The following is a 25,953-nucleotide window of genomic DNA, read 5'->3' as shown; positions in this document are numbered from 1 at the left end:
CGCGATCCACGAGCCCTCGACCGGGACAGCACCCTGAAAGCGGCCGCCATGCCAGCGCTTCGTGACCGAATCCGCGCGTTGTCGTCCTCCTCGTCGGGGGAGCAGACGCTGCAGAACACGCCGGCGGGCGCCACCCCTGACGCGCGCAACGTCGACCCGAACGCGCCGACGCTGATCCCGATCGCCCCGGCCGACACGCGGGCGGTGGCCCGTCCGCCGCGCATGGAGGAGATGCCGCCGCCGGCCAAGATCGGCCGCTTCATCGTCCTGCGCGAGCTCGGGCGCGGCGGGACCGGGGTGGTCTACGCCGCCTTCGACGAGCAGCTCGACCGCAAGGTCGCGGTCAAGCTGCTGCACTCCGAGACCCGCGAGGACGTCGCGCGCGCCCGCCTGATGCGCGAGGCGCAGGCGATGGCCCGGGTGTCGCACGCCAACATCGTCGGCGTCCACGAGGTCGGGACGTTCGGCCGCCAGGTCTACGTGGCGATGGAGTTCGTCCACGGGATGACCCTTCATACATGGCTCAAAAGACAGCGCCGGAGCTTCGCCGAGATCGCGGCGATGTTCGTCCAGGCCGGCGCGGGCTTGCAGGCGGCGCACGAGGCCGGGCTGGTCCACCGCGACTTCAAGCCGGCCAACGTGATGGTCGGCAGCGACGGGCGCGCGCGCGTGCTCGACTTCGGCCTGGCCCGCGCCGAGCTCGAGGCCGGGCCGGCACCTGGCCTCGGGGACATGCGGCCGGCCGCGGAGCACGCGTCCGCGGTCGCCAACCTGCGCTCGCTCGACGCCTCGATCACCGTCACCGGGGTGATGCTCGGCACGCCGGCGTACATGTCGCCCGAGCAGTTCCTCGGCGGCCGCGTCGACGCCCGCGCCGACCAGTTCGCGTTCTGCGTCGCCCTGTTCGAGGCGGCCTACCGCGAGCGCCCGTTCAAGGGCGACACCCTGGCCGAGCTGATGTCGAGCGTGCTGGCCGGCCAGGTCCGCGACGTGCCGGCGCCCCCAGGGGTGCCGCGGGCGGTCCGCGCCCTCTTGCTGCGCGGCCTGGCCCGCGACCCGGACGGCCGCTGGCCGAGCATGCGCCCGCTGCTGGCCGAGCTGGCCCGGTTCGCCCGCCCGCCGGCGCGCCGCACCTGGACGATCGCCGCCGGCGTCGCCGCGGTGCTGCTCGGCGGCGGCGTCGGCATGGCCTATCAGACAGGTGCGTTCGACGGCCCGTGCAGCGGCGCCGACGCCCGCCTGGCGGCGGTGTGGAACGACGAGGTCGAGGGCCGCCTCGCCGAGGTCGCGCGGACCTCGGGGGTGGCCCAGGCCGAGGCGGCATGGGCGCGCGCGGCCGCCGAGTTCGACGCCTACGGCGCCGAGTGGGTGGGCGCCTACGGCGAGGCGTGCCGGCAGGAGTCGGCCGAGCAGCTCGACCTGCGCATGACCTGCCTCGCCGAGCGGCGCGACCGCCTGGCCGCGGCGATCGACATGTTCGAGCACCCCGACGACCAATTGGTCGCCCGCGCCGACGAGCTGACGGCCAGCCTGCCGCGCATCGACGCCTGCAGCAACGAGAAGTACCTGCGGGCGAAGGTGCGGCCGCCGGAGGACGGCGAGGTCAACGAGCTCGTCACCGCGGCCCGCTCCGAGCTCGGCCGCGCCGAGACGCTCGAGCTCGGCGGCCGCTTCGGCGAGGCGCTGGAGGTCCTGAAGGCGGTCGAGGCCGGCGCGGCCAAGGCCGGCTACCAGCCGCTGCAGGCCGAGCTGGCGTTCCGCCGCGGCTCGGTCCACGAGAACGACGGCGCCTACCTCGACGCCCGCGCGGCCTTCGAGGACGCGTTCTTCCACGCGATCGCGTCGAACCACCAGGAGATCGCGATCGACGCCGCGATCCGCCTGGCCTACGTGGTCGGCCGCCGCCTCCACGACGCGTTCGCCAGCCGCGACTGGCTGCAGCACGCCGAGATCTACGCGGCCCGCCACGGCGACCCGATCCGCCGCGCCCGCGCGCTGACGGTCCGCGGCGCGATCGCCAACCTGGTGAACGAGCACAAGGAGGCCCGCAAGGCCCTCACCGAGGCGATGCGCCTGTTCCACGAGGCGGGCCAGAAAGACGGGATCGAGTTCGCCCGCGCGCTCCGCTTCTACGGCGACTACCTCGCCAACACCGGCGAGTACAAGAACGGCATCCGCACGCAGGAGCGGGCGCTCGCGCTGATGCGCGCCAAGCTCGGCCCGCACCACCCGGACGTGGCGATGGTCCACAACAGCCTCGGCCTGGTGCTGCGCATGGACAAGCAGTACGAGCGCGCGCTGCAGGTGTTCCGGGAGGCGCTCGACGCCGCGGTCGACCTCGAGAACCAGCGCAATCACATCTACATGACCCTGTGGGCCAACACCGCCTTCACCCACGAGTCGATGCACCACCCCGAGCTGGCCGAGGAGCCGATGCGCGAGGCGCTCGCCGTGCTCGAGCGGTCGAGCGACCGCCTGCTCGGCGACACCTACGACATGCACAACACCCTGGCGATGCTGCTGCGCAAGACGGGCCGCGCCGAGGAGGCCGAGGCCGAGCTCACCGCCACGCTCGCGCGCGCCGAGAAGAGCTGGGGCACCGGCGACCCGCGGCTGTCGCAGGTGCTGCTCAACCTCGCCGAGCTCAACGTGCTCACCGGCCGGCCCGCGCCGGCGGTCGCCCAGGCCGAGCGGGCGCTCGCGCTGAGCCAGCGCGACCCCAACCCGAACAACGAGCACTGGCACTACTACGCGATGTGGCACCTGGCGCAGGCGCTCGCGGGCACCGGCGAGGTCGACCGCGCGCTCGCGCTGGCCCGCCAGGCCCGCGAGTTCGCGGTCCTCCGGCCCAAGGACCCCAAGCAGTGGGTGATGGAGATCGACCAATTCCTGACGCTGCACGCGGCCAGGCGCGGAGGCCTGCGATGAACCCGTCGCTCCCCCCGACGATCGCGCCCGAGGCCCTGCGCCCGCAGGTCGAGGGCGACTTCGCCAACGAGCGCGTCAAGCAGCAGATCATGGCGAGCCTGTTCGACGAGCCGCTCGCGCCGGCCAAGATCGGCCGCTTCACCGTGCTGCGCGAGCTCGGCCGCGGCGGCACCGGGGTGGTCTACGCCGCCTACGACGAGGAGCTCGAGCGCAAGGTCGCGGTCAAGCTGCTCCACCCCGAGGCGACCGCCGACTCCCCGGTCGAGGCGCGCACCCGCCTGCTCCGCGAGGCGCAGGCGATGGCCCGCCTGTCGCACCCCAACATCGTCAGCGTCCACGAGGTCGGCACCCACCAGGAGCAGGTCTACGTCGCCATGGAGTTCGTCCACGGCGTGACCATGAGTACCTGGCTCAAGAGACAGCAGCGGTCGTGGCGCGAGGTCGTCGACGTGTTCCGCCAGGCGGCCTCGGGCCTGGCCGCCGCCCACGAGGCCGGCCTGGTCCACCGCGACTTCAAGCCGCAGAACGCGATGGTCGGCGACGACGGCCGCGTCCGCGTGCTCGACTTCGGCCTGGCCCGCGCCGAGGGCGACCCGCAGCTGTTCGCCGACCTCGAGCGGACCCGCGACGCCGCGCTCTCGGGCTCGTCGGCGGCCGCCGCCCTGCGCCCCCTCGACGCCTCGCTGACGATCACCGGCTCGCTGATCGGCACGCCGGCGTACATGGCCCCGGAGCAGTTCCGCGGCGACAAGGCCGACGCCCGCTCCGACCAGTTCGCCCTGTGCGTCGCCCTCTACGAGGCGCTGTTCCGCGGCCGCCCGTTCCCCGGCGACAGCCTGGCCGAATTGATGCGGGCCGTCCTCGCCGGCCAGCTGCGCGAGCCCGGCGGCGCCAAGGTCCCGCGCGCGCTGCGAGCCGCGGTCATGCGCGGCCTGCAGACCCGACCCGAGCACCGCTACCCGTCGATGGACGCCTTCATCGCCGCGATCGACCGCGTGGTCGAGCCCCGCCGCGGCGCGTGGCTCGCCGCCGCCGGCCTGACCGCGGCGCTCGGCGTCGGCTTTGGCCTGTCCTATCAGGCAGGTGTCAACGGACAGGTCTGTGAGGACAGGGCCGCGCAGGAGATGGCGGCGGTGTGGGGCCCGGCCCGCTTCGAGGCGATCGGCGCGTCGCTGCGCGCGCTCGACCCGGCGATAGGTCCGTCGTGGGAGGCGGCGCGCCGGCAGTACGACGCCTACGCCGCGGTCTGGACCGAGGTCGCCGCCGACGCGTGCGTGGCCGCCGAGGTGCGGCACGAGCAGTCGCCGGCGCTGTACCGCCTGCGCCGCGCCTGCCTGGCCGACCGCCTGAGCAGCTTCGCCGCCGCGCTCGACCTGTTCGTCCAGCCCGACGTGGCCGTCGGCGTGCACGCGACCGACCTCGTCGCCGGGCTCGAGTCGCCGCTGTCGTGCGCCGACCCGGCCGAGCTGCAGCGCCGCGCGCCGCCGCCCGACGACCCCGAGCAGGCGCGCGCCCTGGCCGAGCAGCACGCCGTCATCGCCCGCGCCGAGGCGCTCCGCAACGCCGGCAAGTTCCCCGACGCCCTCGCCGTGCTCGACGCGCTGCAGCTGCCGCAAGACCAGCAGACGCTGCGCGCCGACTACGAGCTGACCCGCGGCCGCGTGCTCGCCGGCTCCGGCAAGCCGAAGGAGGCGCTGCTGTCCCTCCAGACAGCTTACTTCGCGGCCCTCGAGGCGGCCCACGACCGCGGGGCGATCGCCGCGGCGGTCGAGCTGGTGCGCGTCACCGGCGTGCACCTGGCCGACTTCACCACCGCCGAGCGGTGGGTCCGCCACGCCGAGGCCCTGCTGGCCCGCGGCGGCCCGCTCGACCAGCGCGCCGCCCTGGCCGACGCCCAGGGCCAGGTCGCGCTGGCCACCGGCCGCTACGCCGAGGCCCACACCCACTTCGAGCGCGCGCTCGGCATGCACGACCACGCCGACATCGAGGACCTGGCCGAGACGAGCGCGCTGTTCCGCCTCGCCTCCGACGCGGCCACCAGCCTCGGCCTGCTCGACAGGGCCGAGCAGCACGTCGACCGCGCCCTGACGACCCTGCGCGACCGCCTGTGCGACCCGGGCATGACGATCGCCTCGGCCGCCGACTACAAGACGCTGGTCGCGGGCCGCCGCGCCGAGCCCGAGTTCACCGGCTGCTGCGAGCGCCACCCCGACTTCGCCGCGACCCTGCGCGTCGCCGGCATGCTGGCGCTGCGCCACGGCGACGGCGACGCCGCCCTGGCGATCTTCGAGCGCGCGCAGCAGGGCATCGTCGACCTCGTGCCCGACGGCAGCCACCTCTCGCTGCAGCTGACCACCGGCGCCGTCGAGGCGCTGATGCAGCGCGGCGACCTCACGCGCGCCGAGGCGGCGATCCGCCGGGCGCTCGCCGGCGCCAACCAGGAGAGCATCGGCCTGCCGGTCGACGCCCGCCCGCTGCACCCCGAGCTGTTCCGTCTGCGCGTGTGGCTGGCGCAGGTGCTGCAGCGCCAGGGCGATCTCGCCGCCGCCGAGGCGGAGATCCGCGCGACGGTGATCGACGCCGAGCGCGCCTGGGGCGAGGACGAGCCCTACATCGCCAGCGCCCTCGAGGTCCTCGCCGGGATCCTCGGCGCCGCCGGCCACACCGCCGAGGCCGTCACCGTCGCCGAGCGCGCATACACCGTCGCCGGCGCCCGCGGCGACCGGGTGCAGCCGTCGCTCCGCTACACCAGCGCGTTCCGCCTGGCCCGCACCCTCGCCGGCGCCGGCGAGAGCGAGCGCGCCGAACACCTGGCCGAGGAGGCCCGCGCCCTGGCCGCCGCCGCCAGCGACGTCCGCACCGTCGCCACCGTCGACGCCTGGCTGGTCGAGCGCCGGAGCGGCTGATCGTTCGGACATGTCCTGGCGGACATCTTCGGACGGCTGTCCGTGAGGCCCGCGATCGGCCTGTCCTCACGGACAGGTCGGACGCCTGTCCGTGAGGACATGCTCCAGACGAGCTGCAAACCCGCTCCGGCCCGCCCCGAAGCGCAGGCGCAGACGGCGCGACGCGCGGCCGCGGCGAACGTTGTTGCTGCGATCGGCGGGCGTGGCCTACGCTCAAACCATGAAGGTCGCACCGCTCCCGGACGACGAGGCCCAGCGACTGGCCGCGCTGCGCGGCTACGGCGTCCTCGACAGCGAGCCCGAGGCCGACTTCGACGAGCTGACGCGGTTCGCCTCCGAGCTGTGCGGCACCCCGATCGCGCTCGTCAGCCTGGTCGACGCCGGGCGGCAGTGGTTCAAGTCGCGGGTCGGGCTCGACGCCGCCGAGACGCCGCGCGACGTGGCGTTCTGCGCCCACGCGATCTTGCAGCGCGGGGTGTTCGAGGTCGAGGACGCGAGCGCCGACCCGCGCTTCGCCGACAACCCGCTGGTGGCCGCCGCGCCGAGCATCCGCTTCTACGCCGGGGCGCCGCTGGTCAACGCCGACGGCTTCCCGCTCGGCACGCTGTGCGTGATCGACCGCGTGCCCCGCAGCCTCGACGCGCTGCAGCGCCACGGCCTCGAGGTGCTCGGGCGCCAGGTCATCGCCCAGCTCGAGCTGCGCCGCAAGCTCGCCGACCTCGCGCGCGCGCGCGACCAGGCGCTCGCCGGCGTGCGCGCCAAGGACGTGTTCCTCGCCACCATGGGCCACGAGCTGCGGACCCCGCTCGGCGGGATCCTCGGCCTCAGCGAGCTCCTGCTCGAGGGCCCCGCCGGCGGCCAGGACGGCGTCGCCGACGACCTCCGCGCGATCCAGCGCGCCGGCTCGCACCTGCTCGAGGTCGTCGAAGACATCCTCGGCCTCGCCCAGCTCGAGCTCGACCAGCCGCGCCTGCGCCCGCGCCGGTTCGACCTCGACGAGCTGCTCGCCGACGTCGAGGCGACCGTGCGCCCGCTGCTGCGCGGCCGCGCCGTCGCGCTCAACGTCGGTCGCAGCCCCACGCCGGTGGAGGCCGACCCGACCCGCGTGCGCCAGATCGTCTACAACCTGGTCGCCAACGCGATCCGCTTCACCGAGCGCGGCTCGGTCGACGTCACCGTCGCGCGCGAGGGCGACACGCTCGCCGTGCGCGTGCGCGACACCGGCGTCGGCATCCCCCGCGAGAAGCTGGCCCTGCTGTTCCGCGACTTCTCCCAGGTCCACGGCGACCACGAGGCCGAGCTGCGCGGCACCGGCCTCGGCCTGGCGATCAGCCGCCGCTACGCCCGCCTGATGGGCGGCGACATCGTCGCCGAGAGCGAGCCCGGCCGCGGCTCGACCTTCACCCTGACCCTGCCGCTCGCGCCCGCGACCTGAGGCGTCCCTGTCTGCTCTTCGAGGCATGCTCTCGGGAACATGTTCCTGAGGGCATGGACGATCAGACATGACTATTCAAGCATGCTCTTAAGAGCTGCCCGTCACGGGCCCGCGCTGCGGTTCGCGTCGAGCCCGGCCAGCCGCGCCGCGATCGCCGGGGTCGGCGGCGCGAACGCGCGGGCCAGCCGCTCCCAGCGTAGGCTCGCATGCGCCGACTATAGCCCGGTCAGCGATCCGTCTCGTCGTCCTGCCCGGCCTCGCGCAGCGGCAGGGCCAGGCAGAAGCAGGCGCCGGACGTCTCGAGGTCCTCGAGTGTCAGCGTCCCGCCGTGCGCCTGGGCGATGCTGCGCGCGAGGTACAGGCCGAGGCCGAGGCCGGGAGAGGCGGGCCCCGTGCTGAAGCGTTCGAACAGCCTGGGCACCAGCTCCGGGGCGACGCCGGGGCCGGCGTCGTGGACGCGGACGGTGACCCACTCGCCGTCCTCGCGGTGCTCCCAGGCGACCGAGATCGTGGTGCCCGATCCCCCCGGCGCGTGCTTGCCGGCGTTGTGCAGCAGGTTCTCGAGCACCTGGCGGATCGCGTCGGGGTCGGCCTCGACCGGGGCGCTCGCCGCCGCCTCCACCTGGACAGGGTGCTCCGGCGTGCTCAGGAGGGCCGCGGTCTCGCCGACGAGGCGCGCGAGGTCGATCGGCTCCGGCTTCAGCAGGAACAGGCCGCGCTCGATGCGTTCGACGTCGAGGAGGTTGGTGATCACCCGCTCGAGCCGCTCGAGCGACGCCTGGAATTTCTTCAGGTCGCCGAGGTCGCGGTCGCGGCCGTCTCGCTCGGCCCGCATCAACAACGCGAACAGGCGGGTCGTGAGGGGCGCGAGGTGGTTGCGCAGGTCGTGGGCGACGACCGCCACCAGCTCCTCGGCCGTCCGCTGGCGCGCGCGCTGGGCGGCGGACTCGGTCGCTTCCTGGACGATCTCGGCGCGGTGGGTCACGACGCCGACCCAGCCGGCCACCGCGACCAGGAACGGCAGGTCGGCCGGCTCGTACTTGTCCGGCGCGAGCGAGGCGACCTGGAGGACGCCGCGCCGTTGCCCGCGCACGTCGAGCGGGACGGCGATCGTCGAGCGGATCTGCAGCGCGTCGCGGATCCCCGGCAGCTCCTCGCCGTCGCCCGCGACGTCGTTGCACGCGTGAGGCTCGCCGCCGCGGAACACCGCGACCGTGCGGCCGCCGTTGGCGAGCGGGAGGCGGTCGAGCCCGAGCGCCTTCTGCCGCCGGCCCGTCGCCGTGTCGCTGGTCCCGACCGCGACCAGCGTGCTGCTCGCGGCCTCCAACAGGAAGGTGTCCACCTTGTCGCTCTCGAGCACCGAGCCGACGAGGTTGCTCACCGACTTCAGCGTGTCCTCGACGGTGGTCGCGGGCAGCGCCAGCAGGCGCGTCAGGGTGTCGAACAGAAGTTCCTGCCGGTGACCCCCGAGGGAGGGATGCAGCGCCATGGAGGCCCTCTCCGTAGGCGATCCTCCGCGCGGCGCAACAGCCCGCAGCGACCTCGGCCGGCCGCCGGCGAGTGGCCGCCCGATGCCGCGCCCGGCGCGGTCGACCTCGCTGCCGCTCGCGCCGCTCACTCGCCCGGCGGCGGCGCGTAGAGCGAGAGCCCGCGGTAGTTCGGGTCGACGCGCAGCGGCACCTTCAAGGAGGGCAGCGCCCGCTGCTCGCAGGCCGTGCGCTCGCACAGGCGGCAGGTGACGCCGACGGGCGTCACCTGCCCCGGGCTGTGCAGGTCGATGCCGTCGGAGTAGACGAGGCGCGGCCCGTGCTCGACGGCGCAGCCGAGCCCGATCGCCTGCACCGGCTGCTGCGCGTGGTAGCCCCCGGAGTCCTTCTGGATCGTGCGGGCGATGCAGAAGAAGCTGGCGCCCTCGGGCATGCGCGAGACCTGCACGCGGATCATGTTGGGGGTCTGGAACGCGCTGAAGATGTTCCAGCGCGGGCACACGCCGGCGTAGCGGGCGAAGCGGATCCCGCTGGCGGAGAAGCGCTTGGAGATGTTGCCGGCGACGTCGATGCGGACCATGTGGAACGGCACGCCCTCCTGGCCCGGGCGGCGCAGCGTCGTCAGGCGGTGGCAGGTCTGCTCGAAGCCGACGCCGAAGCGGCGGCCGAGCACGTCGATGTCGTAGCGCAGCTCCTCGGCGGCGCGGAGGAACTCGGCGTAGGGCATCCACACGGCGGCGGCGAAGTAGTTGGCGAGCGCGACGCGGGCCAGCGCGCGGCTCTCCGCGCTGGTGAGGAGCGGGTCGCGGCCGAGGCCGTCGAGCACGTCGGCGTGGGCGATGAGCGCGACCTGGGCCGCCAGCTGGAACAGGCGTGAGCGCGTCGGCAGCAGCTCCGACAGCGCGAGCACGCGACTGCGCGGGTCGAACCGCCGCAGCGCGGCGCCGGGCTGGCCGCTGCGGGCGATCTCCACCCGCACGTCGCAGGCGCGCGCGAGGTGACGGACCAGCGCGCCGAAGCGGTCGAGCTCGCCGAGCCCGGCCTCGCGCCGCAGCTGCTCCGCCCGCTCCTCGAGCGCCGGGAAGTAATTCATGTGCTGCTGCAACAGGTCGCTGACCTCCTCGCTCGGCAGCGACGAGCGCGACGCGCCGCCCGCGTCGTCGCCCGCCTCGAGTCGCGACGACAGCGCGTCGGTCGCGACCTGCGCCCCGCGATAGGCCCGGTACAACTGCAGCACCGCCCGCGCCGCCGCCGGGCTGGCCGACGCCACCTCGCGCACCTCCGTGTTCGTCAGCGGCGCGTCCTCGAACAGCGGGTCGGAGAACACCTCGAGCAGGTCGTGCACGAGGCGGGCGTCATCCTCGCCGGCGAACGACGCCAGGTCGACCTCGAGCACCCGCGCCAGCTTGATCAGCAGCGGCGCCGGCAGGGCCCGCTTGTCGTGCTCGAGCAGGTTCAAATACGAGGGCGAGACATCGAGCCGCTGCGCCAGCTCGGCCTGCGAGAGGCCGGCGCAGCGGCGCAGGGTCCGGATCTTCGCGCCGAAGCGCGGGGTGTCGCGGGCCTCGGAGGCGGTCTTCTTGGCGGCTGCCATTGACACGATTTACAGCATGACAGCCATGCGTTGACAGCGCTAGAATGCCGTTTCAACCCTTACAGCGCCGTTCGTTTGAGAGATAGGCCGACCCGGTATATTGTCACGGCGTCGATGCAGCGGCTCTCCACTCCCCCCGGTGTCACTCTGCGCGGCCAGCGCGTCGGCGGCGATTCTGCCGTCCTGAGCCATGAAGCCCTCGTCTTCGTGGCCGAGCTGCAGCGGCGGTTCGGCCCGCGGTTCGCCGGAGAATTGGCGGCCCGGCAGGCCCGTCAGTCCCGCCTCGACCAGGGAGAGAGGCTCGATTTCGCGCCCGAGACGCGAGACCTGCGCGAGGCCGCGTGGACCTGCTCACCTGTCCCCGAGGACATCCAGGACCGGCGCGTCGAGATCACCGGCCCGGTCGACCGCAAGATGATCATCAACGCCCTGAACTCCGGCGCGCGCGTGTTCATGGCCGACTTCGAGGACTCGACCGCGCCGACGCTCGTCAACCTGGTCGAGGGCCAGCGCAACCTGATCGACGCGGTGCGGCGGGAGATCCGGCTCGAGTCCGGCGGCAAATCGTATGAGCTGGCCGAAGAGACAGCCGCGCTGTTCGTCCGCCCGCGCGGGATCCACCTGCCCGAGGCGCACGTGCTCGTCGACGACGCGCCGGCGCGCGGCTGCCTGGTCGACTTCGGCCTCTACGCCTTTCACAACGCCGCCGAGCGGCTGCGCCGCGGCCTCGGCACGTACCTCTACCTGCCCAAGCTCGAGAGCGCCGCCGAGGCGCGCGTGTGGGCCGACGTGCTGCGCGCCGGCGAGGAGCGCCTCGGCCTGCCGACCGGCACGATCCGCGCCACCGTGCTGATCGAGACCCTGCCGGCCGCGTTTCAGATGCACGAGATCCTCCACGCCCTGCGCGAACACTCGGCCGGGCTCAACTGCGGCCGCTGGGACTACATCTTCAGCTTCATCAAGCGCCGCCAGGCCGACAGCGCCGCGGTGCTGCCCGACCGCGCGCTCGTCACCATGGACCGCGGCTTCCTCCGCGCCTACTCGCAGCTGCTGATCCAGACCTGCCACCGCCGCGGCGTGCACGCGATCGGCGGCATGGCCGCCTACATCCCCGTGAAGCACGACGCGGCCCGCAACGCCGAGGCGCTCGCCAGGGTCCGCGCCGACAAGGAGCGCGAGGTGCGAGACGGCCACGACGGCACCTGGGTCGCGCACCCCGGCCTCGTGCCGATCGCCCGCGAGGTGTTCGACGCCCACATGCCCGGGCCGCACCAGATCGCCCGCAGCCGCGACGACGTCCAGGTCGCCGCCGCCGACCTGCTGGCCGTGCCCTACGGCCCGCGCACCGCCGAGGGCCTGCGCCGCAACATCGCCGTCGGCCTGCAGTACATCGAGGCCTGGCTGCGCGGCGTCGGCTGCGTGCCGCTCTACGACCTGATGGAGGACGCCGCGACCGCCGAGATCTCGCGCGCGCAGGTGTGGCAGTGGCTCAAGCACTCGGCCACCCTCGACGACGGCGCCGCGCTCGACCTCCCGCGCGTGCGCGCGGCGATCGAGGCGGTGGCGGCGGAGCTCCGCGCCGAGGTCGGCGAGGCCCGCTTCGCCGCCGGCCGCTTCGCCGCCGCCCGCGCGCTGTTCGAGCGCCTCGTCGCCGCCGAACGCTGCGAAGAATTCTTGACGCTGCCGGCCTACGAGGCGCTCCTCGCCGAGGAGACGGCGACATGACCTTCAAGACATCCGAGCCCGACAGCGGCGCTAGATGACCTTCGAGACAGGTGAGCGCCAGCAGCGGCGCGACATGACCTTCGAGACAGCGCCGCTCGCGGCCGCCGTTCGACCGGACCATTGACGACCTTCGCGCGCGCGCCGGCGCGGCGCGACCTGTTCACAAAAAGATCGCGACAGCTTCGGCGACGCCACCGCCGAGGAAGAGGACAGCCATGGAAATCGTGCACCCGCAATCGAGCCCGATCCTTCGCCCTTACAGCCGCGCCGACGTCGAGCGCCTGCGCGGCTCGTTCACCATCCGCCACACCCTCGCCGAGCTCGGCGCCGCGCGGCTGCGCGAGCTCCTGGCCGGCCGCCCGTTCGTGCCCGCGCTCGGGGCGATGACCGGCAACATGGCGGTGCAGCACGTCAAGGCCGGCCTCGAGGCGATCTACGTCTCGGGCTGGCAGGTGGCGGCCGACGCCAACCTGGCCGGCCAGACCTACCCCGACCAGAGCCTCTACCCGTGCAACAGCGTGCCGGCGCTGGTCGAGCGGATCAACCAGGCGCTGCTGCGCGCCGACCAGATCGAGACCGCCGAGAGCGGGCAGGCGCGGCGCTACTGGCTGGCGCCGATCGTCGCCGACGCCGAGGCCGGCTTCGGCGGACCGCTGCACGCCTACGAGCTGACGAAGGCGATGATCGCCGCCGGCGCGGCGGCGGTGCACTTCGAGGACCAGCTGGCGTCGGAGAAGAAGTGCGGCCACCTCGGCGGCAAGGTGCTGGTGCCGACCAGCCAGTTCGTGCGCACGCTGACGGCGGCGCGCCTGGCCGCCGACGTGCTCGACGTGCCGACCCTGATCGTCGCGCGCACCGACGCCGACGCGGCCAAGCTCATCACCTCCGACGTCGACCCGCGCGACCGCGAGTTCATCACCTCGGCCGAGCGCACGCCCGAGGGCTTCTTCCGGATCCGCGGCGGCATCGAGGCCGCGATCGCCCGCGCCCGCGCCTACGCGCCGCACGCCGACCTGGTGTGGTGCGAGACCTCGACCCCCGACCTCGACCAGGCGCGCCGCTTCGCCGAGGCCGTGCTCGCCGAGCACCCCGGCAAGTGGCTGGCCTACAACTGCTCGCCGTCGTTCAACTGGAAGAAACACCTCGGCGAATCGGCCCTCCGCAGCTTCCAGCGCGAGCTCGGAGCGATGGGCTACAAGTTCCAGTTCGTCACGCTGGCCGGCTTCCACGCCATGAACCACGGCGTGTTCGAGCTGGCCCGCCGCTACCGCGACGAGGGCATGGCCGCCTACGCCGCGCTGCAGGAGGCCGAGTTCGCCGCCGAGGTCCACGGCTACACGGCGACCCGCCACCAGCGCGAGGTCGGCACCGGCTACTTCGACGCGGTCGCCGAGATCATCTCCGGCGGCACCACCTCGACCCTCGCGCTCGAGGGCAGCACCGAGGCCCAGCAATTCCACGACCACGCCAAGCCGCGCGCGATCGCGTCGTGACGGAATAAGCGAGGTTTTCACAAGGACATGCTCGAAAGAGCATGTGCCTGGATCATGCATTCATGAGGGGCCGAGCCACCACGGCAGCCGGCCAGCCGGCCGCGGGATCGGTGGCCCCGCGGTCAGGAGGCGGGCCAGCGGCCTTTCGAGCGTTATTCAACCGGGGCTGATCCGCGCTGGAACAAGCGCGTGTCGTACAAGCCTTGGCATGCAACAACAACTCGTCCTCGAAGACTTCAACCTCGGCGCCGCCGAGCGTCGCCTCTGCACCACCGCCCTCGAGCGGGCCGGCAACATCGTCGGCGCCGCAAAGCTGCTCGGCATCACCCGCCACGCGATGAAGCGCCGCATCATCAAGCTGGGTATCGACTGGCCGCGGGCCCGCCTGGTGGGGTCGACGAGCGCGAGCAGCTAGCCAGTGCGGCGATCGGGCCATTGCGAGCAGCCCTCGCCAGTTGTCCGCCACGCCGGCTGTGTTGCTCGTCGATCACATATTCGCCGGACAGGCCCCCTCCTCGCGCCTTGCCCGCCTGTCGGAGCCCGGCGCGAGGACGACTCGAAATGACCCGGTAGCGAGCAGATAGCTCGGGAGACGCACTCACTCCTACTGCTGGAAGCAATAGATCGGCGCGAGGAAGGACGGGTGGATGCAGGCGCCGCCGGAGCACCACTGCGTCCAGCCGTTGTCGACGCGGGTGGCGAAGCCCCAGTTCGAGCCGCCGGCGCCGCCCGTCCAGTTGGCGCAGTTGCCCTGCGAATTGATCTGAGTGCCGGCGGGCGTCGTGTTGGTCCAGACCGTCGCCTCGTTGGCGCCGCAGAAGCTGGTGGTGGACACCGGGCCGCCGAGCTCGGTGACCGTGATCGCCCCGAGGAGGTTGCCGTCGGTCAGGTCGGCCCAGTTGTTGGCGACCTTGACCCCGTTGGGCAGCACGTAGGGCACCGTCGATTTGGTCATGCGCGTCGACGGCGAGCCGGTGTCGTCGCTGAGCCAGGCCATGTACGTGCCCGGCAGCCCGCCCGCGGCCGCGCGGAGGTTGCACTGCGCGTCGGCGCCGGCGAGGCCGCCGAGGTTGCCGCTGTAGGTCGTGCTGGTGACGAACACGATCCGCTGGCCCGACTTGCAGCTGTTGCTGCACGCGTCGTCGTCGACCATGTTGCCGTCGTCGCACTCCTCGACGCCCGCCTGCACCGCCCCGTCGCCGCACTTGGCCGTGACGCAGGTGGCGAGGCACGCGTCGGTGTCGTCGATGTTGCCGTCGTCGCACTCCTCGGCGCCCGCCTGCACCGCCCCGTCGCCGCACTTGGCCGCCTTGCAAGTGGCGAGGCACGCGTCGGTGTCGTCGATGTTGCCGTCGTCGCACTCCTCGGCGCCCGCCTGCACCACCGAGTCGCCGCACTTGGCCGCCACGCAGGTGGCGAGGCACGCGTCGGTGTCGTCGTCGTTGCCGTCGTCGCACTCCTCGGGCGCCTGGACCACCCCGTCGCCGCAGCTGGCCGGCGCGCAGGCGTTCGAGCACTCGTCGTCGTCGACCTGGTCGCCGTCGTCGCACATCTCGCCGGGCCCGACGATGCCGTCGCCGCAGACCGCGTTCTTGCACGCGTTCGTGCACGCGTCGGTGTCCTCCGCGTTGCCGTCGTCGCACTCCTCGACCCCGGCCTGCACGATCGCGTCGCCGCAGCTCGCGTTCGTACACGCGTTCGTGCACGCGTCGGTGTCGTCGTCGTTGCCGTCGTCGCACTCCTCGTCGGCGTCCTGCTGGCCGTCGCCGCACACGGGCGCCGGCCCCGTCGAGGTCTCCGGCTCCGTCGTCGTCGTCGTCGTCGTCGTCGTGCCCGGCTCGCTCGTCGTCTCCGTGGTCGGCCCGCTCGTGCTCGTCGTCGTCGTCGAGTCCGTGCCCGTCTCGGTCGTCACCGTCGTGGTCGGCACGCCCGTGGTCGGCGCGCCGGAGGTCGGCCCGGTGGTGCCGGTCTCCTCTTCCGTGGTGCTGCCGGTCGGCTGCGCCGTCGCGCTCGCCGTGCCGTCGTCGCTACAGCCCGCGAGTCCCATCCACAATCCTATCGCCACCCATCTCGTCCTCGAATCCATTCGGCTCTCCATCGCCTCGATTATCGGGACGTCGGTGGACGCGAACAATGATCGTTGTCGCTCCGACGAATTGCGGATCTGGCATTCACGGCGACGTTTCCGCCGACGACTCCGGCCTACATCCCGTGGAGCGCGACCAGCGACCGGCCTCCCTTCGCGGGAGGTAGCCATGGTCTGCGGCTGTCGACCGCCTCCGAGGAGGGCGTCGCACTCTCCTCAATCGACGCCGACGCGGATCGGCACGGAGTGGGTGACGACGTCCCAGCCATCGGCGTCGACGCCGCCGATGACGACCAGGAACAGGTCGTGCTCACCGGCGGGGAGACCGCCGGCGTTCAAACGCAGGGTGATGCTGCCGTCCCAGCTGACCCAGTCCTGCACCTCGCGCAGCGCGGCGCCGGCGAGGTCGACGCTGTCGCGCAGCTCGACGCGCCTCCAGCCCGTCTCGGCCGTGTTGCCGACGAGGACGCGGCTGTCGTCCGACCAGAGCTCGCGCACTTCCGGCTTCGGCAAGGGATTGTCCACGCCGTCCTCGACCTGGCCGAAGTTGCCGAAGTAGTTCTGCTCGACGAAGTGACGCAGCCGCAGCGACGGGTCGGCGTAGATCCGCTCGGCCTGCCTGTTCTGGCTGATCACCGTCTTCCCGTCCTTGTGCACGCGGGTGATCAGCTTGCCGTCCTCCAGCCCCTCCGTGCCGGTGAAGACCAGGATCTCCAGCAGCGCCCAGCCTCCGTTGCTGTCGGCCGCCTGTCCGCCGTAGTAGACGGACTGGTCGTCCGCCGAGCGGTTGACGAAGGTGAGGACGCCGCCGCCGCCCGCGAACCAGTTGTGCACCTTGATCTCGCAGTCGCCGTCGACCACCGAGTTCTCCCAGTTCACCCGCTCGTGCTTCCACTGGTAGCTCTTCGCGTACGGCATCCCGTCGAGGAGCATCACGTTGCGCACCCAGTGGGCCTTGTAGAAGTACCGCTGCTCCTCGATGGCGAAGCCCGGATCGAAGCGCCGGGTGGCGTTGTAGTGGTCGCTGTCCTCGGGGGTGAACAGCACCTTGCCGCGCTCGGCGTCGATCTCCACGCTGGTGGGCCCGCCCAGGTCGTTGAACGACCAACCGTCGCCGCTCTCCATGCTCTGCCCCGGCGACAGCGACTCGATCTTCCCGTCGGCCCCGCCGAGGAAGGTCTTGATCACGTCGTTGCTGCCGAAGTCGCCCTCGATGGTCACCATGTCGCCGTGGCGGTAGATCACGGGCCCGTCGTCGCCGGTCGACGAGGAGGTCGTCGGACCGTCGTCACCGGTCGACGAGGAGGTCGAACTGCTGCTCTCGCTGCTCGTCGAGGAGGTGGTCGGGCTGCTGCTCTCGCTGCTCGTCGAGGAGGTGGTCGGGCCGCCGTCGGACTCGCTGCTCGCGGCGGTCGGATCGCTGCCGCCTGCCCCGCAGCCGGGCGTTGCGAGCCATGCGAACGCGAGGGCCAGAGCGCGGGGTCGGAGGCGATCGAAGTGCATGATCGTCTTCTACTACACCTTCTTCATGCGGGTGGCCGGAGCCCGGTTTCAAGCGTGCGAGGGCGGTTCGCACGCTTGAGAACGTAGCGAGGGCGCGACGCTGCAGGCGGTGATGGGACGCTTGGCGCGCGTGCGCGCCGACGGCCGCACGCACCCACGCATGAACTTCAGGACATGTCCCGAAGTGAACCTCTACGCGTCGCGCTCGCAGCGGACGTCGAGGAGGACGAAGCGGTCGCCGCCGCGGATCAGCTCGAGGCCGCGGCGGAGCGCGTCGGGCACGGCGTCGGGGCGATCGACGCGCACGCCGACGCCGCCGCAGGCGCTGGCGATCTGGTCGTAGGCGGGGTCGGCCCCGAGGTCGCAGAGGGCGAAGTTGCCGGTGGCCTGGGCGTGGCCGCCGGGGAAGTCGCCGCGGGTCGACTTGCGGATGGTGCTCCAGGCGCAGTCGTTAAACACGACCACGAGGATCGGCAGGCGGTGGGCGGCGGCGGCGTGGAGGGCCGAGAGCGGGGTGTTGAACAGGAAGCTGCCGTCGCCGACGGTGGCGACGATCGTGCGGTCGGGGCGGGCCAGCTTGCCGCCGAGCGCCGCGCCGAGGGCCCAACCGAGGCCGCTGGCGATCGAGTTCTCGAACCAGCTGTCGGGCAGGCGGCGCGGCACCAGCATCGGGTCGAGCGGGTACTCGTTGAAGACGACGACCTCGTCGTCGACGGCCTGGCCGACGCAGCGCGACAGCCAGCGCTTGGTGATCGCGGGCCTGTGGGCGTCGGCGTCGGCGGCCGCGCGGGCGCCGGCGAACGCGACGTCGTGCTCGATGCGGAGGGCGTCGCGGCGGGCGGCGACGCCCTCGGGCGGGTCGGCGTCGAGCAGGCGGGTGAGCAGGCGCAGGCTCTCGGCCGGGTCGCCCGGCAGCGCCAGGTCGCTCGGGAAGCCGCGCAGCGGCAGGTCGGAGAACAGCGGGTCGACGCCGATCTGCACGATCGGCGGCACCTGTCCTTGGGGCAAGGCGACGAACGCGGGGATGAACGGCACCGGGTCCTCGATCGCCAGGATCAGGTCGGCCTGCGGGACCTGCAGCGCGGGGTCGAAGCCGAGGTGGGCCGGGCAGTCGGTGGCGAGGTTGAAGAAGTTGCGCTTGCCGAACTCGACCACGCCGATGCCGTGGCGGGTGGCCAGCTGCCACAGCGCCTCGGGGCCGCCGCGGTAGCGCCCGAGCTCGGCGGTGAGGATGAGCGGCCGCCGGGCGTTGCGGATCGCCTGGGCCACGCGGGCGAGGGCCACCGCGTCGGGCCGGGCCGGCGGGGTCGGGCGCAGGCGCGGGCGCGACGACACGGCGGCGGCGCTGGCCGGGGCGCACAGCACCTCCTTCGGCAGCGTCAGGTAGACCGGGCCGGCGGGGTCGCTGTCGGCGACGGCGAGGGCCCGGTCGACCGCGACCTCGAGGTGCTCGGCGGTCGCCAGGCGGTAGTCCCACTTGGTGAACTCGCGGAAGTAGGCGGCCTGGTCGAAGCTGTCCTGGCCCCATTGCACGAAGTTGGTGCGGTGGCCGGGGACCGTCGCCGCGTCGGTGTAGGGCGTGAGGCCGGCCATGACCAGCATCGGCACGCGCGCGCGGCGGGCGTTGATGATGCCGAGCCCGGAGTTGGCGGTGCCGACGTTGACGTGGGCCATGACCGCAGGGACATGTCCCGAGAGCAAGTTGTAGCCGTGGGCCATGGCGATGGCCGTGTTCTCGTGGGCGGCGGCGACCACCTGCGGGGCGGCGGCGCCGGGCCGGGCCAGGGCCTCGATGAGCGGGGTGAAGTCGGTGCCCGAGTTGCTGAAGAGCACCGGGACGTCGCGGCGGTGCAGCTGGTCGAGCAACGCCTCGGCGACGGTGGCGGCGCCGCTCTGCACCGGGGGGTTGGCCGGCAGCGTCAGCGCCTGCGGGGCGCGGGCGCGGGCGCGGCGGAGGAACGGCACCAGCGCGGCGTTGAAGGCCTCGGCGCGGTCGAGGTTGCAAAAGTGTCCGCCGCCGGAGATGACCCGCAGTTCGGCCATCGGCGTGCGGGCGAGGATGTCGAGCAGCAGCGGGTCGACGGGGGTGATGCGATCGTCGCTGCCGCCGAGCAGCAGCACCGGCACGTCGATGCGCGGCAACAGCTCGCGGTAATCGACGTGCAGCATCGCGTGCCACGATTGCAGGAACACCTGCTTGTCCTTGCCGCCCTCGATGGCGACCGCCGCTTCGATCATCTCGGGCGGCGCGTCCCGCGCGTACAGGTCGGGCATGTCCATCGCGGCGCTCTCGGCCATCGACATGCGGGCGAGCTTGTCCTGCATCCACGCACTTCGGCCCGCCGCCTCTGGTTGAAAACACCATGTGGCCGCAAGTGTGAGTGACTGAACCCGCTCGGGAGCCCGAGAGAAGATCTCCTGGGCCACGACGCCACCCATGGACAGGCCGACGAAATGCGCGCGGTAAAAACCTGCCTCTTCGACCAGGTCGATCGCGTCGTCGGCGAAGTTCTGGATCGAGATCTCCGGTCGATCCGGCGTGAAGCTGCGGGCGTGACCGCGCATGTCGAAGGTCAGCGTGCTGTAGCGCGCGCGCAGGGCTTCGACCTGTGGGCGCCACGAACTGTGGTCGCCCCCGACGGCGTGGAGGAACACGACGAGCTCGTCGCCGCCCTGAGTGAGCGCGGTGTGGATCCGGGGCATAGGTCAACCCAGGGTAATGCGGTAGGCGCAGGTGGGCAAACCATGCGAGGATGGCGCAGCCCGCGAGACGGCTGCGAAACGGCGTTTTTCATGAATCCGGGGATGCACGACACCGCGCTCCAGACCACCGGTCTGGCCGTCGCCCCCCGGTCGGACGTTCCCGCGCTGACGTCGGCGATCGAGCCGTCGACCACGGTCGCGGGCGGCAAGCTCGGCCGCTTCATGATCCTGGAGCCGCTCGGGTCGGGGGCGATGGGGGTGGTCTACACCGCCTACGACGAGACCCTCGACCGCAAGGTCGCGGTCAAGGTCCTGCGCGACACCGGGGCGAGCGCGCAGAGCCGGCTGCTGCGCGAGGCGCAGGCGATGGCGCGCGTGTCGCATCCCAACGTCGTCACCGTGCTCGAGGCCGGTGTGGCCGGCGGCCAGGTCTACGTGGCGATGGAGTTCATCCGCGGGATGACGCTCGCGGCGTGGCTGAAGGCCCAGCCGCGCAGCTGGCAGGAGATCGTCGAGGTGTTCGCGCAGGCCGGGCGCGGGCTGGCGGCGGCGCACGCGGCGGGCCTCGTGCACCGCGACTTCAAGCCCAGCAACGTGATGGTCGACGAGGCCGGGCGGGCGCGGGTGCTCGACTTCGGGCTGGTGCGGGCGGCCACGCCGGAGCTGCCGCGCGCCAAGAACTCGGTGACGGGCAGCATCAACAGCAGCAGCAAGCTCGACATGCAGCTGACGCACGACGACCAGATCGTCGGCACGCCGGCTTACATGGCGCCGGAGCACTGGCGCGGCCTGTCCCCCGAGCCAGCCGCGGACCAGTTCAGCTTCTGCGTCGCGCTGTACGAGGCGCTCTACGACGCGCCGCCGTTCCGCTACGTCGACGTCGCCGAGCTGGTCCACAAGGTGCTGAAGGGCCAGGCGGACGAGCCGCCGCGCAAGCGCGGGCTGCCGGCGTGGCTGGCCCAGGTGGTGATGCGCGGGCTCAAGGCTGCCCCAAAGGACAGGTACCCCGGGATGCCGGCGCTGCTGGCCGCGCTCGACCGCGGGCGGGCGCGCGGGCGCAGGCGCTGGGTGGTGGCCGCAGCGCTGGCGGCGACGGCGGTGGCGACCGGGTCGCTGCTGGCGCGCTCGAACAGCGAGGGCCGCACGTGCACCGGCGCGCCCGAGGAGCTCGCGCGGGTGTGGGGGCAGGCGCGGCGCGACGCCGTGGCCACCGCGCTCGGGGCCGCCGCCCCGGGCTACGCGTCGGTGGTGTGGCCGCGCGTGCAGGAGGAGCTCGACCGCTACGCCGCCGACTGGCGCGCGACCCATCGCGACGCCTGCGTGGCCCACCGCCGCGGCCAGCGCTCGGGCGCGCTGCTCGATCACCAGATGCGCTGCCTCGACCAGCGGCTGCGCGCGCTCGACGAGACCGTCACGACCCTGGCGGCCGCCGACGCCGACGTGGCCCTGCGCGCGCTCGATGTCGCCGGCGACCTGCCGCCGCTCGCGGGCTGTCGCAACCTCGAGGCGCTGGCGTCCGAGCTGCCGCCGCCCGACGACCCCGACAGCGCGGCCAAGATCGCCGAGCTGCGCGGGCAGATGACGCAGGCGCAGGTGCTGGCGCGCTCGGGCCGGCAGCAGGACGCGCTGGCGCTGGCGACCGAGGTGGTCGCGGCCAGCGAGTCGGTCGATTACCCGCCGGTCCGCGCCGAGGCGCTGCTGCTGCGCAGCAAGCTCGACCTGCACCTGACCGAACAGACAGACGAGAAGATCGCCCGGCTGACGCGGGCGATCGGCCTCGGCTTCCAGGCCCGCGTCGACGGCATCGCGGCCGAGGCGATGGCGCTGCGGATCTACGCGCTGGCCCGCCAGGCCGACGAGCCCGAGCGGGCGCTGGCCGACGAGCCGCTGGCGCTGGCGCTGGCCGAGCGCAGCGCGACGCCCGAGGCGCTGCGCGGGCTCGTGCTCAACAACATCGGCACCGCGTACCTGGCCAAGCAAGATCCGGCGCAGGCGCGGCGCTACTTCACCGAGGCGCTGGCGGTGCGCGAGGCGGCGCTCGGCAGCGAGGACCGCGAGGTCGCGTACACGCTGGTCAACCTGGCGCTCGCGAGCGAGCCGGGGCGCGAGCAACAGCGGCTGCTCGAGCGTGCGCTGGCGATCTTCGAGCTCGCGCTGGGGCCGGCGCATCCGGAGACGATCGAGGTCCGCCTGACGGCGGCGCACCTCGTCGACCCCGGGGCCGGGCCGGGGCTCGTGCGCCCCGGCTGCGCCGCGCTCGACCGCTTTCTCACGGGCGACGTGGTCCGGCGCTCCCGCTGCCTCCTTTATCTCGGGCGCCTCGCGCTCGAGCTGGGCGACGACGACGAGGCGGACTTCGCCTTCGTCGCCGGGGCCCAACTCGGCGAGCGGGCCGTCGCGTCCGCGGGCGCCGGGCTGACCGACTTCGAGTACGCGGCGCTGGTCGGCTACGCCGCGCTCAGCACGGGGGCGCACGAGGCCGCGATCCGGCGCATCGAGGCCGCGCTGGTGAAGCTCCCGCAAGCGTGGTGGTCGCGAGGGGATGCCGCGGAGCTGCGGCTGCTCCTCGGGCACAACCTGCTGGCGAGCGGCCAGGCGGCCCGCGCTCGCGACAGCTTCACCGCGTCGATCGGGGATTACGTCGCGGTCATCGAGGCGGAGCCGCATCTGAAGCCCGCGCTGGCGCGGGCGCGTCGGGGGCTGGCGGAGGCCCTGGTGGCGTTGAGCCTCGGCGGGGATGCAGACACCCGGACAAACCTCGCGGCCTCGCTCGAATTTTATCGCGACGCAGGGCCCAGCTTTGCGCGACAGTTGGCCCGTACGGAGCGGCTGATGGCGGAGACCGGGGTCGAGCCCGAGGCCCGTCCGTAAAATGGGCGGCTTACAGAGAGGCGGAAGGGACATGTACAAAAAGACATATCACTGGATCATCGGCGGGGCGCTGGCGCTGGCCGCCGGGTGCGACGGCGACGAGCTCGCGGAGGCGGACGACGACGTCACGCTGCGCCCGTATTCGTGCCCGCACTGGAAGTGCGGCTTCAATTCGGCCGAGGTCAACGGGAGATCGATCCGCGAGCTCAACCTCGACGGCGTGGCCAACGCCGACGGTATGAAGATCACCGGCTTCGTGGCGCCGCTCGGGCTACTCGGCAACTATCAGCTCGACGTCGAGGGCGACGAGCTGATCGCCCGCAACCCCAGCGGCGGCACGCTGCGCGGGGCCCAGCTGATCGGGGCGACGATCCTGGTCCAGAAGCCGGGGCTGTTGTCGCTGCCGGTGCCGATCACGGTGCTGGGCTACCAGGAGATCGACTCGTGGGCCGCGGGCGCGCCGAAGGTCCCGACCTACGCGCTGCTGTACCCCGACGTGGCGGCGCTGCTCGGCGTGCGCAACGTGTGCAGCGGCAGCCTGCTCGACACGCTGGCGAGCGCGGCGACGGTGATCGGCGGCGAGACCTACGACCTCGACGACAAGACGGTGAACGCCGGGCAGAGCCGGTGGCTGACGATCGCCTGCGCCGGCTCGGCGGCGGCGAAGATGCGCCTGCTCGGCTACGGCCCGCAGTCGAGCGCGACCACGCCGGCGCAGCGGCAGGCGACCCTGAAGATGGTCACGGCCGACTACTGCGGCGACGGCGTGAGCTACACCCAGAACGGCACCCAGGTCGACTGGGCCAACGAGAGCGGCACCGTCGCGCCCGACGCGGGCGCCCTCGGCGACGTCGAGGCGGTGTGGAACGAGGGCGGCGCGCTGTGTCTCGGCACCCCGCGGATCGCCGGGACGGTCGTCGACTGTAGCCTGCCGCGGTGCGACCGGCTGTCGGTCGCCGACGGCGAGTGGATCACCTACGCCGTGGCGCTATGATGGCCTTCAAGACATGCCCTTTCGGGCATGTCTCGAAGGATATGGCGTGAGAGACAGTCGGTCGGTTCACGGGGCGCGGGCGATGATCGCCAGCGGCCCGCCGCCGAGCGGGCCGTGGTGCTCGGCGCGGGTGCTGACGTAGACGCAGGGGTCGCCGACGACGCTGGCGAGCACCGCGGCGAGGGCGGCGCGCGAGTGGCGGGTGTCGTCGATGTCGTCGTCGGTCAGCATGGTGTGGCGGCGGCCGCGGATGCTGCCGCGGGGGTCGGCCTCGCTCTTGGCGAACACGCCGACGACGTGGGCGCGCTGCTCGGGGGACAGCTGGCCGCCGGCGACGGGCAGGCCGAGGCGGGCGAGCAGGTCGCGGACGGCGGCGACGTCGAGGATGTCCTGGAGGACAGTGTGGCCGACGACCAGGTCGCCGCCGGCGTGGGCGCTGTTGCCGAACATGAGGATCTCGGTGCGCTGGAGGCCGGGCTTGGCGGAGCACGAGGCGACGCCGGACCACAGCGACCAGTCGTCGCAGACGACGGCGTCGGACAGGTCGCCGCGGGCGACCTCGCCGAGGGCGAGGGCGACGCCGAGGGCGCTGGCGGCCCGCGAGTGGACCATGTCGTTGCGCAGCGGCGCGCCGGCGCGGCGGGCCGCCTGGGCGGCCTCGTGGTCGGCGCGGGGGATCGCGCCCTTCATCTGCACGAGGTGGACGTCGGCCGGGTCGAGGCGGAGCTCGCGGGCCAGCTCGGCGACCGCGCGGGCGGTCTCGACGATCTGCGGCATGCGCCCGATCTCGGCCGGCGTGAACGGTCGGGTGTGAGCTGTCCCGACGACCAGGCGCTTGGGACCAGGTTCTTCAGACCAGGTGCCCGAGCGGGCGAACGCGATCACGTGCGGCGAGACGACCCCCTCGGTGCCGCCCGACAGCGAGAACACCACGCGGTCCTGGACGCGCGGCGGCGGCAGGCCCAGGCGCGGGGCCAGCAGGTCCTCGAGCGCGCGCATCGCGAGGTCGCGGGTGAAGTCGTTGCGGCCGCCGTTGCCCTCGGTCTTGCCGAGGACGCACACGAGCTGGTCGGCGCGGACGACCCCGTCGTCGAGCAGGGCCTGCAGGCCGCGGACGTCGGCGGGGCCCTCGGTGGGCAGCTTGAAGGCGTCGACGCGCATCAGAACAGCACCGCGCGCAGCTGGGCGCCGAGGCGCTTGCGGATGTCGATCTTGAACACGTCGCCGTGGGCCATCTCGGCCGGCTCGCGCATGCTGGCGAGCGCCTCGACGACCTCCTCGGAGTTGGCGGTGAGGACGGTGACGGGGCCCTCGACCGCGAGCGGGAAGTCGTGCCAGGTGCCCTCGTGGATCATGATGCCGTGTCCGGCGGGGACCACGAAGCAGCGCACGTCGTCGAGGTCGGGGGTGTCCATGCCGCGGGCGTGCGTCGGCTTGCCGAGCACCATGGCGAACGGCTGGTCGCCGAGGCCGATGAACAGCTGGGTCATGTTCATGTGGCGTTCGAGCCAGGTGACCTCGGGCGGGCGGCGGTGGATGCGGGCCGAGCGGATGACGGCGCGGCCGTTGCAGCGGAACGCGAAGTTGTGGCCCTCCTCGACCGCGCCCTTGTAGAACGGGATGCCGAGGCCGGCCTGGGGGACTTCGGTGCCGATGAAGAGGCCGTAGTCCGCCACGGCCGCGGCGGACGCGGGGACGACGGGGACCTCGATGTCGCGGACGGCTTGCATGCCCGGCGATGATGCCACGCCGGCCCGCCGCCGGGCAAACCACACGGGCCCGGCCTGGTACCGCAAGGGCAGCATCCAGCCCCGCCGTGGCTCGCTCTCCGCCCGCTCGCTCTCGTCTGCTCGGTGAGCCGTCCGCAGGGGCTCGGTGAGCCCTCGGCAGGGGGCTCGGTGAGCCGTCCGCAGGGGCTCGGTGAGTCGTCCGCAGGGCGCTCGGTGAGCCGTCGGCAGGCGCTCGGTGAGTCGTCGGCAGGGGCTCGGTGAGCGGTCGGCAGGGGCTCGGTGAGTCGTCCGCAGGGCGCTCGGTGAATCGTCGGCAGGGGGCTCGGTGAATCGTCGGCAGGCGCTCGTTGAATCGCCGGCAGGCGCTCGGTGAGCCGTTGGCAGGGGCTCGGTGAGTCGTCGGCAGGGGCTCGGTGAGCCGTCGGCAGGGGCTCGGTGAGCCACCCGCACGGCGATGAGCGGGGCCGGCGACGCTCGCTGCAGGCGGGCGCGGAGCGG

The 25,953-nt window shown here is 73.0% G+C and carries 15 protein-coding genes; 8 read left to right on the top strand and 7 right to left on the bottom strand.

The genetic code is table 11. The features are described from left to right. Positions 1 to 78: 78 nt before the first annotated feature. From K7C98_RS10830 to K7C98_RS10820, 3 genes are all read left to right on the top strand, one after another. Positions 79 to 2,928 carry a serine/threonine-protein kinase gene (locus tag K7C98_RS10830; protein ID WP_224191516.1) on the top strand — a complete coding sequence of 950 codons (2,850 nt, stop codon included), beginning with the start codon at positions 79 to 81 and terminating at the stop codon, positions 2,926 to 2,928. After that, positions 2,925 to 5,834: a serine/threonine-protein kinase gene (locus K7C98_RS10825; RefSeq protein WP_224191515.1), complete on the top strand. Its 2,910-nt coding sequence runs from the start codon at positions 2,925 to 2,927 to the stop codon at positions 5,832 to 5,834. The genes K7C98_RS10830 and K7C98_RS10825 overlap by 4 nt, the downstream gene beginning before the upstream one ends. 220 nt (positions 5,835 to 6,054) lie before the next feature. Next, positions 6,055 to 7,269 carry a GAF domain-containing sensor histidine kinase gene (locus K7C98_RS10820; RefSeq protein WP_224191514.1) on the top strand — a complete coding sequence of 405 codons (1,215 nt, stop codon included), beginning with the start codon at positions 6,055 to 6,057 and terminating at the stop codon, positions 7,267 to 7,269. Between the two features lie 226 nt (positions 7,270 to 7,495). Here K7C98_RS10820 and K7C98_RS10815 read toward each other — a convergent pair whose 3' ends face one another. Further along, entirely contained in the window at positions 7,496 to 8,758 is a 1,263-nt protein-coding gene (locus K7C98_RS10815; protein ID WP_224191513.1) for a sensor histidine kinase, read from the bottom strand. A gap of 125 nt (positions 8,759 to 8,883) precedes the next feature. Then, positions 8,884 to 10,350, bottom strand: a complete 1,467-nt coding sequence (locus K7C98_RS10810; RefSeq protein ID WP_224191591.1) for a helix-turn-helix domain-containing protein — start codon at positions 10,348 to 10,350, stop codon at positions 8,884 to 8,886. 114 nt (positions 10,351 to 10,464) lie between these two features. Here K7C98_RS10810 and aceB point away from each other — a divergent pair, with 114 nt between their 5' ends. From aceB to K7C98_RS10795, 3 genes are all read left to right on the top strand, one after another. Further along, positions 10,465 to 12,075 (top strand): malate synthase A, encoded by a 1,611-nt coding sequence (gene aceB, locus K7C98_RS10805; RefSeq protein ID WP_224191512.1) that lies wholly within the window; start codon positions 10,465 to 10,467, stop codon positions 12,073 to 12,075. A gap of 215 nt (positions 12,076 to 12,290) precedes the next feature. Then, positions 12,291 to 13,568: an isocitrate lyase gene (gene aceA, locus K7C98_RS10800; RefSeq protein ID WP_224191511.1), complete on the top strand. Its 1,278-nt coding sequence runs from the start codon at positions 12,291 to 12,293 to the stop codon at positions 13,566 to 13,568. A gap of 208 nt (positions 13,569 to 13,776) precedes the next feature. Further along, positions 13,777 to 13,983, top strand: coding sequence for a helix-turn-helix domain-containing protein (locus K7C98_RS10795; protein ID WP_224191510.1), 207 nt, complete (start codon positions 13,777 to 13,779; stop codon positions 13,981 to 13,983). A gap of 189 nt (positions 13,984 to 14,172) precedes the next feature. Here K7C98_RS10795 and K7C98_RS10790 read toward each other — a convergent pair whose 3' ends face one another. The 3 genes from K7C98_RS10790 to K7C98_RS10780 all read right to left on the bottom strand — a co-directional run bounded on the left by K7C98_RS10790 (position 14,173) and on the right by K7C98_RS10780 (position 19,860). Then, positions 14,173 to 15,615, bottom strand: a complete 1,443-nt coding sequence (locus tag K7C98_RS10790; protein ID WP_224191509.1) for a DUF4215 domain-containing protein — start codon at positions 15,613 to 15,615, stop codon at positions 14,173 to 14,175. A 255-nt stretch (positions 15,616 to 15,870) separates the two neighbouring features. Beyond that, positions 15,871 to 17,157: a hypothetical protein gene (locus tag K7C98_RS10785; RefSeq protein WP_224191508.1), complete on the bottom strand. Its 1,287-nt coding sequence runs from the start codon at positions 17,155 to 17,157 to the stop codon at positions 15,871 to 15,873. A gap of 192 nt (positions 17,158 to 17,349) precedes the next feature. Next, entirely contained in the window at positions 17,350 to 19,860 is a 2,511-nt protein-coding gene (locus K7C98_RS10780) for a thiamine pyrophosphate-requiring protein (RefSeq protein WP_224191507.1), read from the bottom strand. A gap of 102 nt (positions 19,861 to 19,962) precedes the next feature. Here K7C98_RS10780 and K7C98_RS10775 point away from each other — a divergent pair, with 102 nt between their 5' ends. After that, a complete protein-coding gene (locus K7C98_RS10775; protein ID WP_224191506.1) occupies positions 19,963 to 22,731 on the top strand; it encodes a serine/threonine-protein kinase in 2,769 nt (922 codons plus the stop codon). Positions 22,732 to 22,762: 31 nt separating this feature from the next. Then, positions 22,763 to 23,725 (top strand): ADYC domain-containing protein, encoded by a 963-nt coding sequence (locus tag K7C98_RS10770; protein WP_224191505.1) that lies wholly within the window; start codon positions 22,763 to 22,765, stop codon positions 23,723 to 23,725. Positions 23,726 to 23,791: 66 nt separating this feature from the next. Here K7C98_RS10770 and K7C98_RS10765 read toward each other — a convergent pair whose 3' ends face one another. Together K7C98_RS10765 and K7C98_RS10760 are read right to left on the bottom strand one after the other, a co-directional pair. After that, the gene (locus tag K7C98_RS10765; protein WP_224191504.1) at positions 23,792 to 24,886 is read right to left on the bottom strand and encodes a ring-opening amidohydrolase; all 1,095 of its coding nucleotides are present in this window, start codon (positions 24,884 to 24,886) and stop codon (positions 23,792 to 23,794) included. Beyond that, on the bottom strand, positions 24,886 to 25,455 hold the full coding sequence (locus tag K7C98_RS10760) for an ureidoglycolate lyase (protein ID WP_224191503.1): 570 nt from the start codon (positions 25,453 to 25,455) through the stop codon (positions 24,886 to 24,888). Before K7C98_RS10760 ends, K7C98_RS10765 begins: the two co-directional genes overlap by 1 nt. Positions 25,456 to 25,953 lie beyond the last annotated feature (498 nt).

This window comes from Nannocystis pusilla, from assembly GCF_020073745.1.
In the GTDB taxonomy this organism is placed as follows: Bacteria; Myxococcota_A; Polyangia; order Nannocystales; family Nannocystaceae; genus Nannocystis; species Nannocystis radixulma.
The sequence above is the reverse complement of the archived record's forward strand: the minus strand, read 5'-3'. Positions and strand labels throughout refer to the sequence as shown.